Below are 16401 nucleotides of genomic sequence, written 5' to 3' on the forward strand. Positions count from 1 at the left end.
AAGACGGACCATCGTCAGGCGGCAGGAAGCAGGTTTGGTTTACACTCGCAGCCTGCGGTGCAGCATCGCGTTGCACCGCATGAAGTCACGAGGCCGGCTGGCATCTTGCCAGGCCGGTGAAGTTTGGGAGTAGCATGATTTTCGTCAAATGGTTTGGCTGGTCGGTCCTCTGGCTGCTGCCGCTGCTGCTGCGCACGGTGGCGCGCGCGCTCGGCCGCAAGTCCATCTTCGGGGGGCGCGGCGCCATTCGCCTGTGGTGCGGCAGCCTGTTGCTGCTGGGGGCCAGCAGTGCGGTGGAGTCGCTGGTGCGTTCGCAACTGGTCACGGGCGACGAGGGGCCGGGTGCGGCCCTGGTCGGCGCCGCCCTGATGGATGCCCTGGGCGGCAAGATCAGCCGGGGCATCGCCGCCGTACTGATGCTGGGTTTGCTGGCGCTGGGGCTGAAATGGCTGCTGGGCGCCATGTTCGGGCGAGGCGCAGCGGCTGCGCACGATGATCATCCGGAACTGGAGCTGGGCCCGCCGCGCCGGGGCAGCATCGAGAGTGAACGGGTGCGCATGAGCAGCCATCACGGCAGTGCCGGCGCCGCCCGCAGCAGTTTCCCCGCAGGGGCCGAGCGCCGCGCGCCGATGCCGCGTGCTTCTTCCGTTAGCTCCACCAATTCGGCCGGCCGTGCGCCGGCCGCCTCACCCTTCGCTCCGCGTCCCCGCCCGGCACGCCTGACGCCCGCACCGGCACCCGAGCGCCCGGCCGAAGGCGCCCCGCGCGACGACTGGAAAGTGCCGCTGTCGGCCCTGACTGGCGGCCATCGCAACAGCCAGGCTGCCACCCCCGGGACGGGGCAGGGCGGCAAGTGGCCTTCGCTCAATCCGCGCCAGACCGGCGCCGCCGCCAAGCCGCGTCCCGAATCCGAATGGGCTGCCTTTGAAAGCCTGCGTCCGACCGAAGCCATGCTGGCCCGCGCGGCCGCCAGCCGGGCCATCTCGGCTGCCAGTGCGGCGGCCGATGCCAGCCTCTCGCGCGCGGTCACGCCGACGCCGCCGATCCGTCCGATTCCGCCCTCCATTGCGCGCGGCACCCCGGCGCCCGCGCCCGCGGCGCAAGCCACCCGCAGCATCCGCATCAGCAGCGTGGGCCGTGCCGCCGCGCCGGGAAGCGCCCCCAGCAAGCCGGCCGAGCGCGCCGATGTGGTGCCGACGCGCCTGATGCGTTCCTTGCAGCAGAACGATGCTTCCGAGCAGATTGCGCCCGCCGCGCCGCCGCAGCCCATCATGCCGCTGGCACCGCAGGCCCAGCCGCAGCAGCCGGACGCCCCGGCCATTGCGCCGTCGCCCATGCTGCCACCGGCCGCAGCTGAGGCAGTGGCCCCGGAGCCGGTGCAGGAGCCGATCGACCTCGGCACCTTCAACGCGCCCTGGTTCGACATGCTCCCCGATCCTGAGCCACAACCGCAGCCGGCCCCTTCCTTCACGGTGCGCATGCCCGATGCTGCGCCGGCCGATGTGCAGCCCGTGACCATGGCCCGCGAGGCTTACCACGACGAACGCTGCGTCGACATCCCGTTGCCTTCGCTGGATCTGCTCGATGAAGTCCCCGAATCGCGCATCGAGGTCGATCCCGAACAATTGCAGGAAACCGGCCGCCTGATCGAACAACGCCTGCGCGAATTCAAGGTGCCGGTCACGGTGCTGGGCGCCGAGGCCGGTCCGGTGATCACCCGATTCGAAGTGGAGCCCGCGCAAGGCGTGCGCGGCGCCCAGGTGGTCAACCTGATGAAGGATCTTTCCCGCGCCCTGGGCCTGACCTCTATCCGCGTGGTCGAGACCATCCCGGGCAAGACCTGCATGGGTCTGGAGTTGCCCAATGCGCGCCGGCAGATGATCAAGCTTTCCGAGATCGTGCATTCGCAGGCCTATCGCAAGTCTGCCTCGCATCTCACCATTGCCATGGGCAAGGACATCACCGGCACGCCCGTGGTGACCGACCTGGCGCGCGCGCCGCACATGCTGGTGGCCGGTACCACCGGTTCGGGCAAGTCGGTGGCCATCAATGCGATGATCCTCTCGCTGCTCTACAAGGCAACGCCCGAGGAAGTGCGCCTGATCATGATCGATCCCAAGATGCTGGAACTGTCGATCTACGAAGGCATTCCGCACCTGCTGGCGCCGGTGGTGACCGACATGCGCGAAGCGGCCCATGCGCTGAACTGGGCGGTGGAAGAGATGGAGCGCCGCTACAAGAAGATGTCCAAACTGGGTGTGCGCAACCTGGCCGGCTACAACCAGAAGCTGGACGAGGCCGCTGCCCGCGGCGAGAAGATTCCCAATCCTTTCAGCCTCACGCCCGATGCGCCCGAGCCGCTGGAAAAACTGCCTACGATTGTCATCGTCATCGACGAACTGGCCGACCTGATGATGGTGGTCGGCAAGAAGGTGGAAGAACTGATTGCGCGTCTGGCGCAGAAGGCGCGCGCGGCCGGCATCCACCTGATCCTGGCCACCCAGCGTCCTTCGGTGGACGTGATCACCGGCCTGATCAAGGCCAACATCCCGACCCGCGTGGCCTTCCAGGTCTCTTCCAAGATCGACTCGCGCACCGTGCTGGACCAGATGGGCGCCGAATCGCTGCTGGGTCACGGCGACATGCTGTTCCTGCCGCCGGGCTCGGGTTATCCGCAGCGCGTGCACGGGGCCTTCGTGTCCGATGAGGAAGTGCACCGCGTGGTGGAGTATCTGAAGTCCTTCGGCGAGCCGCGCTACATCGAAGAAATCCTGGCCCCGCCGATCTCCGAAGATACGGTCCAGGCCGACATGTTCGCCGGTGGCGAGGGCGGCGATGCGGAATCCGATCCGCTCTACGACGAGGCGGTGGCCTTCGTGCTCAAGACGCGCCGCGCCTCCATCTCCTCGGTGCAGCGGCAATTGCGCATCGGCTACAACCGCGCGGCGCGGCTGGTGGAGCAGATGGAAACGGCCGGCGTACTCTCGGCCATGTCGCGCAATGGCAGCCGCGATATCCTGGTGCCGCCCTCGGGTGGTGGCGAAGAATAAAAAGCGCAGCACCAAAAGAAAATCGGCGGACCCTTGCAGGCCCGCCGATTTTTTTTGATCACGCGAGGCGATCAGTCCGGCAGGTCATGCGACCTGCCCCGCATCAGACATCGAGCTGCGTCACCAGCTTGGTGTTGATGTAAGCCTCGATGGCCTCGGTGCCGCCTTCGGAACCGTAGCCGCTGTCCTTGATGCCGCCGAAGGGCAGTTCCGGCAGCGCCAGGCCCAGGTGGTTGATGGTCAGCATGCCGCTTTCCACGCGCGCTGCCAGAGCGTGCTTGGTGTGCGCCGATTTGGCAAAGGCATAGGCGGCCAGGCCGAAGGGCAGGCGGTTGGCTTCGGCGATCACTTCATCGAGCGACTCGAAGGAATTGATCAGGGCCAGCGGACCGAAGGGCTCTTCGTTCATCACACGCGCGTTCAGCGGAATGTTGGTCAGCACGGTCGGCTGGAAGAAGTAACCCTTGTTACCAATGCGCTTGCCACCGGTACGCAGTTGCGCGCCTTGCGAGACGGCATCGTCGATCAGCGCTTCCAGTGCCGGGATGCGGCGCTTGTTGGCCACCGGGCCCATGTTCACGCCAGCGTCCAGACCATTGCCCACTTTCAGTTGCTCGGCATAGGTGACGAACTTGTCGACGAAGGCATTGAACACGCCCTTCTGCACCAGGAAGCGGGTCGGCGAAACACACACCTGGCCCGCATTGCGGAACTTGGCGGTGGCCAGGGTCTTGGCGGCCAGTTCCACATCCACATCGTCGAACACCATGGCCGGTGCGTGGCCGCCCAGTTCCATGGTGGCGCGCTTCATGTGCTGGCCGGCCAGTGCGGCCAGCTGCTTGCCCACCGGGGTGGAGCCGGTGAAGGAAATCTTCTTGATCACCGGATGCGGGATCAGGTATTCCGAAATCTCGGCGGGCACGCCATAGACCAGGTTGATCACGCCCGCTGGCACGCCGGCATCGGCATAGGCGCGGATCAGTTCAGCCGGGGAAGCCGGGGTTTCTTCGGGGGCCTTGACGATGATGGAGCAGCCCGCCGCCAATGCGGCCGACAGCTTGCGCACCACCTGGTTGATCGGGAAATTCCACGGCGTGAAAGCGGCCACCGGACCGACCGGCTCCTTGATGACCATCTGATACGCGCCCGGCACGCGGGCCGGTACCAGGCGGCCATAGGTGCGGCGGGCTTCTTCGGCGAACCAGTCGATGGTGTCGGCCGCGCCCAGTGTTTCCATCCTGGCTTCGGCCAGCGGTTTGCCTTGTTCCTGGGTCATCAGGCGGGCAACCTCATCGGCACGTTCGCGCAGCAGGTCGGCTGCGCGGCGCATGATCTTGGAACGCTCGAAGGCGGACATGTTGCGCCAGGTCTCGAAGCCTTTTTTGGCCGCTTCCAGTGCACGGTCCAGATCGCTGCGGTCAGCGTGGGCGATCTTGCCGATGACTTCCTCGGTCGCCGGATTGACGACATCGATGGTGCGGCCGGAGGCGCTGGCGGTCCATTCGCCGTTGATGAAAAGCTGTACGTCCTTATACATGGGCAATCCTCGTTCGTCAGGGTGGGGGAAGGGCCGGCGCTACCCGGTTGGGCTGGTTGCCATGCATGTGCGAGTCACGCCGGGCAGGCGCATCGGCCAGGGAGAATTCGGACAGACCGGCTTGCGCCGCTCTGGTTCATGCGCCTTCAGCATCTTCGGAGGCTGTTGCGCAAAGATTCACTTTATACCATGCGTACGCATTTCCCGCCGCCCACTGAAACGCCGACAGCGGCTTCCTACAAGGCTGGACGGGCAGGCCGCGAACAGGAACAATCGTTCATACGTAGCAGTCACACGGCCACAACAATATCGCCAGGCGAGGTCTTCATGAGCAGCTCTTTCGACCCGATCCATTCCAAGCGCCATGTTGCGGCCAGGCATGCCGACGAAGATGATCGCGCCACATCGGCCGCAGGGCTCATCGCAGGTGCCGTGCTCAGCGCCGGCCTGGGGATATGGCTGGGTCGAAAGCACCGCCAGCGGCGTACGGCTGCACCGCGTGCGCCCCGCAGCAGCGTGGCACCCCAGGCAGAGGGCTCCCCTCACGCGCTGGCGCCCGGACTGGAACGCGCCTTGCGCGTGGTCACGCTGGTCATGCCGCTCATTGCCGCCTGGCGCAAAGGCAGGGCACGCGCCAGCGCCGCTGCCGCCAAGGCTGCCAGCGAAACACCCTTGCCGCCGGATGCGCCAGCCCGTATCGATATCGTCAAGGCCAGGCTGGAGCCAGCGCCGTCGGACTACCTGGACCCGGCCGCCGAGGTCAAGATGCTCAAGGGCGGCACGCGCGCCCAGCAGGCCTGGCAGATGACGGTGGCCGCCATCAATGCCTGGATGGATGACTTTGCTCCCAGCATGGGAGCGGCCATCGCCTACTACACCATCTTCTCCATCGCGCCCATGCTGGTGATCGCCATTGCAGTGGCCGGCATGCTGTTCGGGCAGGATGCGGCGCAGGGCGAGATCGTCAACCAGATCCGCGACATCGTGGGCACCGAAGGCGCGTTCGCCATTCAGGGCCTGCTCAAGTCGGTGAGCCATCCGCGCGAAGGCATGATCGCGGCGGGCATCTCGGTGGTGACGCTGGTCATCGGTGCTACCGCCGTGTTTTCCGAATTGCAGAGCGCGCTGGACCGGATCTGGCGCATTCCCGTCGTCAAGCGCAAGAGTGGTGTGTGGCAACTGGCGCGCACGCGGCTGCTGTCCTTCGGGCTGATCCTGGGGCTGGGCTTCCTGCTGATCATCTCGCTGGTGGTCAGTGCCGCGCTGGCGGCGCTGGGACGTTGGTGGGGCGGCTGGTTCGAGGGCTGGCAGCTGATGCTGCAGATCCTCAACTTCGCGCTGTCCTTCGTGGTGTTTTCCACGCTCTTCTCGATGATCTACAAATTCATGCCGCGCGTCACACTGTCCTGGCACGACGTCTGGATCGGCGCGGTCACCACCACGGTGCTCTTCATCATCGGCAAGTACCTCATCGGACTCTACCTCGGCAGTACCGGCATGACCTCCGGCTTCGGCGCGGCCGGCTCGTTCGCCTTGCTGCTGCTGTGGATCTACTACTCGGCGCAGATCTTCCTGCTGGGCGCTGAATTCACCTGGATCTACGCCAACAACTTCGGCTCGCGCGCCCGGCGCCAGCGCCTGGTCAATACCGTGGAAGAGCATCACGTGAGCATCGAGCAGGCTCAGCAGGTGGTGCGCGCCAGCGACAACGCCCGCTGAAGCGCTACGATGGCCGCGCTGCGCCATCAGGCAGGGCATGGGTTTTCCGGCCGGGCTTGTTCGCGGCAAGAGCTGCTGTAGGAATCCGGCGCGCTGTAAATCCGTGCGCGGCCTACAGCCAAATCCTCCTGCAGATTTCATGATGGCGATCCGGACGCAGGAAGTCCGCCGCAAGTCCGCAGCAAGTCCTCCTGCGCCGCGCCAAAGGCTGCCCGCGTGACTACGCAGGGCGCCCTCCCACGAATGCATCACGCTCGGAGAAGCGACATGAAAACCAAGGACATCCCCGAAGAAGCCCACTTCGACGAATACAACAATGCCGCCGGCGGCTGGGGTTCGGTCAAGGCGCTGGGCGCCATCCTGCAGCAGGAGCACGTCATCGCCACCGGCACGCGCATCCTCATGAAGCAGAACAAGCCCGACGGCTTTGCCTGCGTGAGCTGTTCCTGGGCCAAGCCGGCCGATCCGCATCTGTTCGAGTTCTGCGAGAACGGCGCCAAGGCCACGGCCTGGGAGATCACCGGCAAGCGCGCCACGCCGGAGTTCTTCGCACAACACACCGTCACGGAGATGGAAGGCTGGAACGATCTCGAACTGGAATCCATCGGTCGCGTCACCGAGCCCATGAAATACGATGCCGCCAGCGACCGCTACCTGCCGGTGTCGTGGAGCGAGGCCTTCGACGATATCGCCGCACAGCTGCGCGCCATGGATCCGCAGAAGGTGGTCTTCTATGCGTCGGGCCGCGCCTCTCTGGAGACCTCTTACCTGTACCAGTTGATGGCGCGCATGTACGGTACCAACAACCTGCCCGACAGTTCCAACATGTGCCACGAATCCACCTCGGTGGCGCTGCCGCAGACCATAGGCGTGCCGGTCGGCACGGTGACGCTGGAAGATTTCGAGCAGACCGAATGCATCCTCTTCTTCGGCCACAACACCGGCACCAACGCGCCGCGCATGCTGCATCCGCTGGAAGAGGCCCGCAAGCGCGGCGTCCCGGTGATCACCTTCAACCCCTTGCGCGAGCGCGGACTGGAACGCTTCGTCAATCCGCAATCGCCCAAGGAAATGATCACGCCGGCGCACACCGACATCAGTTCGCAATACCTGCAGATCAGGATCGGCGGTGATACGGCCGCTGCCCTGGGCATGGCCAAGCGCATCCTGGAGCGGGATGAGCGCGCCCGTACGGAAGGCTTGCCGCGCTTGCTGGATCAGGCGTTCATCGATGAGCACACCAGTGGTTTCGAGGCGTTCGCCGCTGCGGCGCGCGCGGCCGAATGGAGCGAGCTGGAACGCCATGCCGGCGTCTCGCGCGCCGAACTGGAACTGGCCGCCGACACCTATGCCGCTGCGGGCCGCGCCATGCTCATGTACGGCATGGGCGTGACCCAGCATCGTGAAGCGGTACGTACCATTCACATGCTGACCAATCTGCTGCTCATGCGCGGCAACATCGGCAAGCCGGGTGCCGGCATCTGCCCGATCCGCGGACACTCCAACGTGCAGGGCCAGCGCACCGTGGGCATTACCGAAAAACCGGAGATGGTCCCCAACGACAAACTGCGCGCGCTCTACCATTTCGAACCACCGATGGAGAAGGGTCTCAACACGGTGGAAGCCTGCGAGAAGATCCGCGATGGCGAACTCTCCGCCTTCTTCATGCTGGGCGGTAATTTCGTGCGGGCCATTCCCGATCATGGCGTGATGGAGCCGGCCTGGCGCAACCTGCCCCTGACGGTGCAGGTAGTCACGCACTTCAACCGCTCCTGCGTGATCCACGGCAAGACTTCCTACGTGCTGCCCTGCCTGGGCCGCATCGAGATCGACCGCCAGCGCAGCGGCGAGCAGGCGGTGTCGGTGGAGGACAGCACCGGCTGCATGCATGGCTCGCGCGGCCGCGTCAAGCCGGCCTCGCCGCACCTGCTCTCGGAACCGGCCATCGTGGCCGAACTGGCCAGGCGTTTGCTGCCCTTCAATCCCCACGTGGACTGGGATGCCTGGGTCGGCGATTACGCCCGCATCCGCGACGCCATCGAGGCCACCTATCCCGACATCTTCCGCGACTTCAATGCGCGCATGTGGACTCCCGGTGGTTTCGCGCGTCCGTTGGCTGCGCGCGAGCGGCAATGGAAAACCCCCAACGGCAAGGCCAATTTCAAAACGCCCGAAGGGTTCGATCCCGATCCCGACATGCCCGGCGATGGCCCCCATGTACTGCGCCTCATGACCACGCGTGGCGACAGCCAGTTCAACACCACCGTCTATTCGCTGGATGATCGTTTCCGTGGGGTCTGGGGCACACGACGGGTGCTGCTGATGAACCTGCGCGATCTGCAGGCGCACGGTCTGGCCGCTGGCGATTTCGTCACCGCCGAGACGGTCGCGGGGGATGGTGTGGAGCGCCGCGTCGACCATCTGCGGGTGGAACCCTTCGATATTCCCGCGGGCTGCGTGATGGGTTACTTCCCTGAACTCAATCGTCTCATCCCGCTGTTCCACCATGCACGCGGCAGCAAGGTGCCGGCGGCCAAGTCGATTCCGATCCGGTTGATTCCGGAAGTCAGTGAGCCGGTGTTGGCGTGAGGTTGGCGGGCGATGCGGATACCGGTGAAAAAAATGACCGCACGCGCGGCCATGGGACAGGGAAGCGGCGGTGTGCCGCCTAGAAGAATTCCACCGTGTCGTTGGTCGTGATCCCCGAACTCAGCACGCCCGAATTGACCAGTTCCTGGTAGTAGCAGATGCGGTTGCGGCCGCTCTTCTTGGCGTGATAGAGCGCCTGGTCGGCATGGCCCAGGATCACCACCGGCGTCTCGCGCGCGATGTTGACGAAGCCCAGGCTCACCGTCACCTTGCCGACCTGCGGGAAATCGTATTCCTGGACGTTCTGGCGGAAGCGGTCGAAGATCTTGCGCGCATCGGTGAGTGTGGTCGAGCGCAGCAGGATCACGAATTCCTCGCCCCCGAAGCGGAAGATGCGGTCATGCGCGCGGAAGGACGCCCGCAGGATGTTGGCCACCAGGATCAGCACTTCATCGCCATACAGATGGCCATAGCGGTCATTGACCTGCTTGAAGTGATCGATGTCGACCACGCCCAGCCAATGGCCCTTGGGCTCGTCATGGCTGCCGTGGCGGCGGTCGTCGCGGTCCAGCGAATGCGATTCGTGCGGGGCGATGGCAAAGGCGTAGCGGGTGAACTGCTCGTCGAAAGTCTTGCGGTTGAACAGACCCGTGAGCGCATCGCGCTCGCTGTAGTCCAGCAGGCTCTGATAGTTGCAGTAGACGTGGAAGATGCCGTGGATCACGTCCAGCATGGCCGTCTCAAAGGGCCGCTGGCTACGGATCTCCAGACAGGAATTCATCTTGCCGTGCAGCCAGACCGGCAGCCACAGCACGTGCTCGCCAGTGGCGGTACATTCCTGGAATTCGTTGAGGTGGTTGCGGATGCAGGCCAGCATGGCCGGATAGGCCGACAGCGGTTCCTTGGGATCATCGCTGGTCAGCTCGGCGATGGTATGTACCGTGCCGTCGCGGATCGCCATCTTTTCCTGCACGAAGTATTCGTCGCGCAGCGTGAAGATATCCAGCATGCGGATGGCCTGAACTTCGGTGAGCTGGTACAGCGCGGAGATGACGGAGATGGCCAGGCGGGAATGCTCCCGGTGGGCCGTGATTTCTACCAGATGCTTGAGCAGCGGTTGTTTCATCTCGTGGTCGATGTCCTGCATGAGCCCATGTTCTCTGTATGGTCGGTACTCGGCTGTGCTTGCCCGGTATCCTCTTCCACGGGCTCGCTCACATGCCATCAGCAGGTACGCAGCCAGTGGCCGGCGCGCAGTCATGAGCAAGGCATGGTCGCAGCGGAATGAAGACGATCCCGATGCAAGATTCACGCCATCAAGCTAGCACGGAAGCACAAGGATTTTACAGGCGGCAAGCATGGGAAAGAAGCAGTTTCTACATTTCAATACAGAAAATTTCCGCTTTCATTTCCGTATGGAAACTTTAAGTCTCGCGTGACTTTTAATTACGTCCGGCTTGGTGAGTTTTTCTGTCAGAGGGCCGCGTCGCGAATCGCCGGGCAAGTCTGCACGCCAGTCCTGTCAAGGTGTTGAGCGCGGCGGAGCCTCTGTTTCCAATTTCCCGCGCCAGTTCTCATCATGCGGAAATGATATGCCATGTTTTGCGATTTACTTACAAAAATCGCCGATCCAGGACCGGCGATTTTTTTATTTATATCGTTTACGCTGCACCCGGATTTTCGACTGTCAGCAGTTTCTCAACCGGGTCAGGCGTAGATGATCAGCAAGGCGACGGCGATGATGAGGCCGAATTTGGTGATCTTGTAGACGGTCTTGTTCCAGTTCTTGAAGCGGCGGCGATACTGGCCGGCCAGCCAGACGAAGCGGAACAGCTTGTTGACGCGTCCGGTCTGGTCGCCGGTCTCGTTGGGGGAGGACGCTGCCGTCATCATGGTGCGTCCCAGGAAACCATTGATGGCTTCGGCCCAGCGATAGCGCAGCGGACGCTCGACGTCGCAGAAGAGGATGATACGGTTCGTCTCGGTGCCGTTCTGCGCCCAGTGGATGAAGGTCTCATCAAACACCACGCTCTGACCATCGCGCCAGCTGTAACGCTGGCCGTCGACTTCGATGAAGCAGCGGTCGTCGTTGGGCGTGACCAGCCCCAGGTGATAGCGCAGCGAACCGGCGAAGGGATCGCGGTGGCGATTGAGCGTGCCGCCCGGGGCCAGCTCGGCGAACATGGCGGCCTTCACGGAGGGGATGCGCTTGAGGATTTCGACGGTCTTGGGGCAGAACTTCTCGGCCGACGGATGGCTGGCGTTGTACCACTTCAGGTAGAAACGCTTCCAGCCCGCCTTGAAGAAGGAATTGAAACCGGCATCGTCATTCTTTTCGGCCGCCTTGATCTTGGCCATCTCGCGCAGGGCCACGGCTTCGTCGCGGATCACTTCCCAGTTCTGATCGATGAGGGCCAGGTCTTCGAATTGCTTCACGGCGGGGTAGGGCACCGCCGGTACGCGCGAGAAGGCATACATGAAGAGATTGATCGGCGACATGATCGACGAGTGGTCGAAGAACTGCCGGAAGAACGGCAGGCGCACGCGTCCGCGGAAATGGATGAAGAGAATGGAAAACAGGTATATGAAGACAATAGCCCACTTCATGGCAGGATCCTTTGATGTTGCGGGCCTTTCCATGTGAAGCAAAAGGCCGGGACGGATATTCGTCCATATGGGGTTGGGGCCGGGGAGATCAATGCCGATATCAGGTAAAGGCAGCCGTAAGGCGCAAGATGCTTGATGATGAGCTTGAATTCCCGGTGGCTGCGCAGCCCCGGCAAGCTGCCGGCAACGCAGAGCAAGCGGCGATTCTACACCAAGGGGATGTCAGTGTTTGTAAGCGACGCTTATTGCCCTATGTGAATGTTCTTGCAATAAAGGGTGCGCTGATCCAGATCAAACGGGCAAAAAAAGACCGGGAATCCCCGGTCCTTGATTTTTACTGAAGCAAAAGGCTCAGGCGGCCTGGGTCACGACCTGGCGTGCCCGTTGCGAGCGCGGCAGGCCGGTGAAGGCGAAATCGATTTCCGGCACGTGGCCGGAGACGATCTCGGCAATCGCGCGGCCCGAGCCGCAGCCCATGGTCCAGCCCAGGGTGCCGTGACCGGTGTTCAGGTACAGGTTGGCGAATCTGGTCTTGCCCACGTAGGGGACGTTGGAGGGCGTCAGCGGTCGCAGGCCGGTCCAGTAGGTCGGGTTCTCGTAGTCGCAGCCATCGGGGAACAGTTCACGGGTGCGGCGGGTGATGGCTTCGCAGCGGGTGGTGTTCAGTTCGCGGGTGTAGCCGTTCAGTTCGCAGGTGCCGGCCACGCGCAGGCGGTCGCCCAGGCGCGAGACCACCAGCTTGTAACCGTCGTCGGTGAGCGAGACGGTGGGGGCGGCATCGGGGTTGGTGACCTTGTAGGTGGCCGAATAGCCCTTGCCCGGGTAGAGCAGCAGGTCGATGCCCAGCGGCTTGACCAGTTGTTGCGAGAAGCTGCCCATGGCGACCACGAAGGTATCGGCCTTCAAGACTTCATGGCGGCCGTCCGGGTTGATGATTTCCACGCCGGTCACGCGCGCCGATGCGCCAGCGCCTTCGGTAATGAGGCGGGTGATGGTGGTGGAATAGCGGAATTCGACGCCGGCTTCTTCGCTCTTCTTAGCCAGGCCCGTGGTGAGCTTGAAGACGTCGCCCGATTCATCGGTGGCGGTGAAGTCGCCGCCGACGATCTTGTTGCGGATCGAGGCCAGTGCCGGTTCGATGCGCACCACTTCATCGGCGCCGATGGATTCGCGCGGGCAGCCGAGGTCGCGCATGAGCTTGGCGGCCGGCAGGGAGTCCTGGAACTCCTTTTCTTCGGTATAGAAGTGCAGGATGCCGCGGGTCAGGTGATCGTACTGGATGCCGGTTTCGGCGCGCACGGCCTGCAGGGTCTGGCGGCTGTATTCGCACAGGGCGACGATGTTGCGGATGTTCTCGTCGGTGCGGGCGGCGGTGCATTCACGCAGGAAGGCCACGGCCCACTTCCATTGCAGCCATTCCGGGCGGAAGCGGTAGAGCAGCGGGGCGTCTTCCTTGCCCAGCCACTTCAGGATCTTCATCGGGGCGGCCGGATTGGCCCAGGGTTCGGCGTGCGAGACCGAGATCTGGCAGCCGTTGGCGAAGCTGGTTTCCTGCGCCGCGCCGGGCTGGCGGTCGATGACGGTGACGTCGTAGCCCTGCTTCTTCAGGAACCAGGCGGAAGCGGTTCCGATAATGCCTGCGCCCAATACGATCACTTTCATCTTGCTCTCCCGGTTTTGCATGAACTTGCGGTGGTTGTCTGAACGTTCGCACAGGCTGATTCGAATGCGAACAATGCAAGCATTGTAAGAAAAGCGTGATTGCCGATGTGATCAATACCGGATCAAATTTTTATGAATAAAAAGGCGGTGGGCCTACTTTTATTCAAAATAAAAAGAAAAATCCGGCTGGATTTACATTTTTGAAGATGTGAAGCGCGCCATCTCTTCGGCCACTGCGCGCTCGACCGTTTCGGTCAGGGCATCGCGCAGGCCTTCCTTGACGCGCTGCATCACGATATCGGAAAGATGATCCAGGGCCAGTGCCATCTGGTCCTGCAGGTGTTGGTGCAGCACGGTATCGACGCGCTCGAGCAGGCTTTGCAGCACGTTTTCGCGGATTTCCTGTTCCCACTGGCGGTATTGCTCGGCGGCCGGGGTGACCGGGGCGATGGCCGGCATGGAGGCCATCAGGGGCGCGGTGGCGGGCGCCTGGTAGGTGGCCGCTGCAGGCTGGGTGTGAAAGGCGCCGGGCTGCGCCGGGGCGGTGTAATCCGGGGCGGCCGGGGCCAGGGGGATGATCTCGGTGAGGAGCGGGATGCTGTTGTCGTCGTGATTCATTGCGTGAGCGGGCGGGGCGGGCTCAGGCGGCCACATGGTGCGAGAGGGGGTAGCCGCGTTCTTTATAGAAACGGTAACGGTCACGGCCTGCGGCCTTGTCGGCATCGTCGGCGGAAATGATTTCCAGCAGGCGTTCGAAGCGGGCGAAGTGCGCCGGGGTGTCCGTGCCCAGGTTGATGAGGATCTGGTGGTGCGGCAGTTCGGTGTTGTCGTCGGCGGTCAGGATGATGGGCGTCTGCGCGGCCAGCGGATCGCCGGCCATCACGTGGGGCAGGAAATCCTGCTCGGAAAAGCTCCAGAGCGCCTGGTCCAGCTGCTGCAGTTCGGCCCGGTCGGGCGTGCGCAGCACCAGATTGGCGCCCGAAGCACGCGCCTTGCGCACCAGACGGCACACATAGGCGATCTTTTGCGGGACGTTGCTGTGAAAGTCGATTCGGGTCATCCCGCCAGTATAGTTGGTCGCGGTGCAGTGTGCTATTCGGGGAAAGAGCAAGTGACCTACAGTAGGGAGCTGCCGCGGAAAGGGCCTCATCTGGCAAGAACTTTTCTCTACAGAACTTATCTACCGCAATTCGCAGAGTCGATAAGAATGAGCTTGCTCCTATCCTCAGGAACATTTCAGTTACGGGGGCGGCACTGCGCTTGGAGAAAACGGCCGGGTGACGTGCCGCGCCGCCAGGGGATGGGCTGACAACATGAAAGAAGTTTTCCATGGGCGATCTTGTTAAGACTGTAGCGCAAACCAATAGCAGAGAAAAATCCTGCGTCGACATTCACTGTGATTGCAACGGAATGTGGTCCATCGTTCAGCAATTCAGCACGATCCGTTTGTGTGAATTGCTCGGCAGAGGTAAGGGGAAAATATTGCAGGCCTACAGCACACGGGCCAAGCGAATTGCAGCGACCTATGCTCGCTTTTACCTGGAAAGCGAAGACGGTGGCAATTCCGACCTCAAAGGACGGCACTACTGGATGGCCCTGGGCGCGTTTGCCAGTAAAACGGTCGCCTGCTCCTTGGACATGCTGCGTGTGGAGATGCTTCAAACGGTCTTCCAGGGTCTGGCTAAAGGTAATCTCTGGCTGTTCTATGACATCAGCGGTTGGCACTATTACTATAATAAATATCCGCAGAGCTTTGATCTTTGCGTCGATCAACGCAATGCTGCCCGGTACCTGAAGCCAGTTCAGGCTCAGATGAATTTCTATCCATGGAAAGATGAGGCGCTCCCAAAAATCAAGAATATGAGCGAATGCACTCACATCAAGCGTGCATTCCAGAAGACCAAAGAATTCGAAACTCAAAAGAATCCTTCCAAACGTCCGGCGATCCAGATGGCGAATCTGTTGGCCATCGCGGATCATGAACAAGGCGTCATCCTTCAGCCACTGATTTATGAGGACCCCGACTTCTGCAAGTGGGTGGAGCGTCAGCGCTGCGTGCTGATTCAATGGGCCAGCCCTGATTTGCAACTGGTTTTCAGTCATGCGTGCGATACCAAGAATGCCTTGCGTAAATCGATCGCGCCTGATGATACCGTCCTGGAGAACTTGAAAAGCAGGATGGCCTGGATTACCGCTGCGGCGAACCGGTTTCATCACCTCATGCAAACAGAGTCCGCTTATATGGAAAATGAACTCAATACCATCGCCGGGTGGGTCAACTTGTCCGATGCCGGACTGGAAACAGATCCGGTCTTTGCACCGCCCTTCTGAACCATGAAATTCGTCTTCGCTTTCGCGTCCCTTGCTTGTCTGCTGTCGGCTTGCACCCCGTCATCTCCCGAACGCCACTCTATGTCATCTCTTACTGTTTCCATCAATGAGTCGCCAGAAAAACTGCTCCGTGACAATGCCGGACAGATCAACCTGACGCAGCAGGGGCCAGGCGTGAATTTCTACATGGCGCATTGGACGCAGCAGAATCCCGGCTCCGTCACGATTGCGCATGGTAAATACTCGTTCACGATACCCTACGTACTGGGCTTTCAAGGGATGGCGGAGTCTCGTGCTCCTTCGGAAGGAATCGTTCAATATGAAGTGTTCGCTGGTATCACCGCCCCGGACTTGATCGGACATGACGAAGCGCGCCAGAAGCTCTTCGCTCTCTTGCAGGCGATCCGCAAGGCGGGTTGGACACCCTTCATTGAGCGTGATGATCCGAGAATCCGGGGTGAGCAACGGCTCGACTATGTAATGAAAAATTCGTCGGCCAGCAGTCTCGATCCTGATTACGAGCCCACTTTCACTGAGTGGATGGCCCTTGAAGATCTTTCCAAATGGACGTTCTATGCTGATCACACCTATTTGGCGGTGTCGTTCAAAAGAGAGGCTGGTCTGCGCGACCCGGTTAAGCCCGGTTCTTATTTGTTGACCTATACGGTAATGGGAGAAAACCAGCATTTCCGAACGTATGTCGCGCCGAAAGACCGGGATCGCTGGAGGGACTTGCTTCCTGATGTCCTCAAGGAGTCGCAGCAACAGCGTCAGCGGGCTGAAAAGGAATGGCGCGCGAAGGGAGCGCGAATTGATGAGGCCTATGACGACCCTCCCGTTCCCCGCTTTTAATCTCTGACCAGATATCTCGCCCAGATCGATGGATGCCGCAGAAGTACAAGAAAA

Annotated in this window: 12 protein-coding genes; 6 read left to right on the forward strand and 6 right to left on the reverse strand. The window is 62.1% G+C overall.

Annotation, left to right across the window (positions count from 1 at the left end; all coding sequences use genetic code 11):
- Positions 1-134 precede the first annotated feature (134 nt).
- Positions 135-3050: a DNA translocase FtsK gene (locus AACH55_RS06735; RefSeq protein WP_338718656.1), complete on the forward strand. Its 2916-nt coding sequence runs from the start codon at positions 135-137 to the stop codon at positions 3048-3050.
- A 103-nt stretch (positions 3051-3153) separates the two neighbouring features.
- Here the strand turns inward: AACH55_RS06735 and AACH55_RS06740 are convergent, their stop codons facing one another.
- A complete protein-coding gene (locus AACH55_RS06740) occupies positions 3154-4587 on the reverse strand; it encodes an NAD-dependent succinate-semialdehyde dehydrogenase (RefSeq protein WP_338718657.1) in 1434 nt (477 codons plus the stop codon).
- Between the two features lie 327 nt (positions 4588-4914).
- Between AACH55_RS06740 and AACH55_RS06745 the strand changes: the two genes are divergently transcribed.
- Positions 4915-6306, forward strand: coding sequence for a YihY/virulence factor BrkB family protein (locus tag AACH55_RS06745; RefSeq protein ID WP_338718658.1), 1392 nt, complete (start codon positions 4915-4917; stop codon positions 6304-6306).
- Positions 6307-6573: 267 nt separating this feature from the next.
- Positions 6574-8895, forward strand: coding sequence for an FdhF/YdeP family oxidoreductase (locus AACH55_RS06750; protein ID WP_338718659.1), 2322 nt, complete (start codon positions 6574-6576; stop codon positions 8893-8895).
- A gap of 79 nt (positions 8896-8974) precedes the next feature.
- On the opposite strand, the gene AACH55_RS06755 is transcribed toward AACH55_RS06750, so the two are convergent.
- Together AACH55_RS06755 and lpxO are read right to left on the reverse strand one after the other, a co-directional pair.
- Positions 8975-10042, reverse strand: coding sequence for a GGDEF domain-containing protein (locus tag AACH55_RS06755; RefSeq protein WP_338718661.1), 1068 nt, complete (start codon positions 10040-10042; stop codon positions 8975-8977).
- A gap of 560 nt (positions 10043-10602) precedes the next feature.
- The gene (gene lpxO / locus AACH55_RS06760) at positions 10603-11502 is read right to left on the reverse strand and encodes a lipid A hydroxylase LpxO (RefSeq protein WP_338718662.1); all 900 of its coding nucleotides are present in this window, start codon (positions 11500-11502) and stop codon (positions 10603-10605) included.
- A gap of 128 nt (positions 11503-11630) precedes the next feature.
- On the opposite strand from lpxO, the gene AACH55_RS06765 reads away from it, so the two are divergent.
- Complete coding sequence (locus AACH55_RS06765) at positions 11631-11843, forward strand: hypothetical protein (RefSeq protein ID WP_338718663.1); 213 nt, start codon at positions 11631-11633, stop codon at positions 11841-11843.
- Between the two features lie 10 nt (positions 11844-11853).
- Here AACH55_RS06765 and AACH55_RS06770 read toward each other — a convergent pair whose 3' ends face one another.
- The 3 genes from AACH55_RS06770 to AACH55_RS06780 all read right to left on the reverse strand — a co-directional run bounded on the left by AACH55_RS06770 (position 11854) and on the right by AACH55_RS06780 (position 14224).
- Positions 11854-13164 carry a D-amino acid dehydrogenase gene (locus AACH55_RS06770; protein ID WP_338718664.1) on the reverse strand — a complete coding sequence of 437 codons (1311 nt, stop codon included), beginning with the start codon at positions 13162-13164 and terminating at the stop codon, positions 11854-11856.
- 192 nt (positions 13165-13356) lie between these two features.
- A complete protein-coding gene (locus tag AACH55_RS06775; protein WP_338718665.1) occupies positions 13357-13782 on the reverse strand; it encodes a hypothetical protein in 426 nt (141 codons plus the stop codon).
- A gap of 22 nt (positions 13783-13804) precedes the next feature.
- A complete protein-coding gene (locus AACH55_RS06780; RefSeq protein WP_338718666.1) occupies positions 13805-14224 on the reverse strand; it encodes a DNA polymerase III subunit chi in 420 nt (139 codons plus the stop codon).
- A gap of 269 nt (positions 14225-14493) precedes the next feature.
- Here AACH55_RS06780 and AACH55_RS06785 point away from each other — a divergent pair, with 269 nt between their 5' ends.
- Both AACH55_RS06785 and AACH55_RS06790 read left to right on the forward strand, forming a co-directional pair.
- Positions 14494-15495 carry a hypothetical protein gene (locus tag AACH55_RS06785; RefSeq protein ID WP_338718667.1) on the forward strand — a complete coding sequence of 334 codons (1002 nt, stop codon included), beginning with the start codon at positions 14494-14496 and terminating at the stop codon, positions 15493-15495.
- 3 nt (positions 15496-15498) lie between these two features.
- Positions 15499-16347, forward strand: coding sequence for a hypothetical protein (locus AACH55_RS06790; RefSeq protein ID WP_338718668.1), 849 nt, complete (start codon positions 15499-15501; stop codon positions 16345-16347).
- Positions 16348-16401 lie beyond the last annotated feature (54 nt).

Source organism: Herbaspirillum sp. DW155 (assembly GCF_037076565.1).
In the GTDB taxonomy this organism is placed as follows: domain Bacteria; phylum Pseudomonadota; class Gammaproteobacteria; order Burkholderiales; family Burkholderiaceae_D; genus Herbaspirillum.

Coding starts and splice junctions, on each gene's coding strand:
- AACH55_RS06790 (WP_338718668.1), top strand. CDS start 15,499: ATGAAATTCGTCTTCGCTTTCGCGTCCCTTGCTTGTCTGCTGTCGGCT.
- lpxO (WP_338718662.1), bottom strand. CDS start 11,502: ATGAAGTGGGCTATTGTCTTCATATACCTGTTTTCCATTCTCTTCATC.
- AACH55_RS06750 (WP_338718659.1), top strand. CDS start 6,574: ATGAAAACCAAGGACATCCCCGAAGAAGCCCACTTCGACGAATACAAC.
- AACH55_RS06775 (WP_338718665.1), bottom strand. CDS start 13,782: ATGAATCACGACGACAACAGCATCCCGCTCCTCACCGAGATCATCCCC.
- AACH55_RS06780 (WP_338718666.1), bottom strand. CDS start 14,224: ATGACCCGAATCGACTTTCACAGCAACGTCCCGCAAAAGATCGCCTAT.
- AACH55_RS06735 (WP_338718656.1), top strand. CDS start 135: ATGATTTTCGTCAAATGGTTTGGCTGGTCGGTCCTCTGGCTGCTGCCG.
- AACH55_RS06755 (WP_338718661.1), bottom strand. CDS start 10,042: ATGCAGGACATCGACCACGAGATGAAACAACCGCTGCTCAAGCATCTG.
- AACH55_RS06785 (WP_338718667.1), top strand. CDS start 14,494: ATGGGCGATCTTGTTAAGACTGTAGCGCAAACCAATAGCAGAGAAAAA.
- AACH55_RS06765 (WP_338718663.1), top strand. CDS start 11,631: ATGCTTGATGATGAGCTTGAATTCCCGGTGGCTGCGCAGCCCCGGCAA.
- AACH55_RS06745 (WP_338718658.1), top strand. CDS start 4,915: ATGAGCAGCTCTTTCGACCCGATCCATTCCAAGCGCCATGTTGCGGCC.
- AACH55_RS06770 (WP_338718664.1), bottom strand. CDS start 13,164: ATGAAAGTGATCGTATTGGGCGCAGGCATTATCGGAACCGCTTCCGCC.
- AACH55_RS06740 (WP_338718657.1), bottom strand. CDS start 4,587: ATGTATAAGGACGTACAGCTTTTCATCAACGGCGAATGGACCGCCAGC.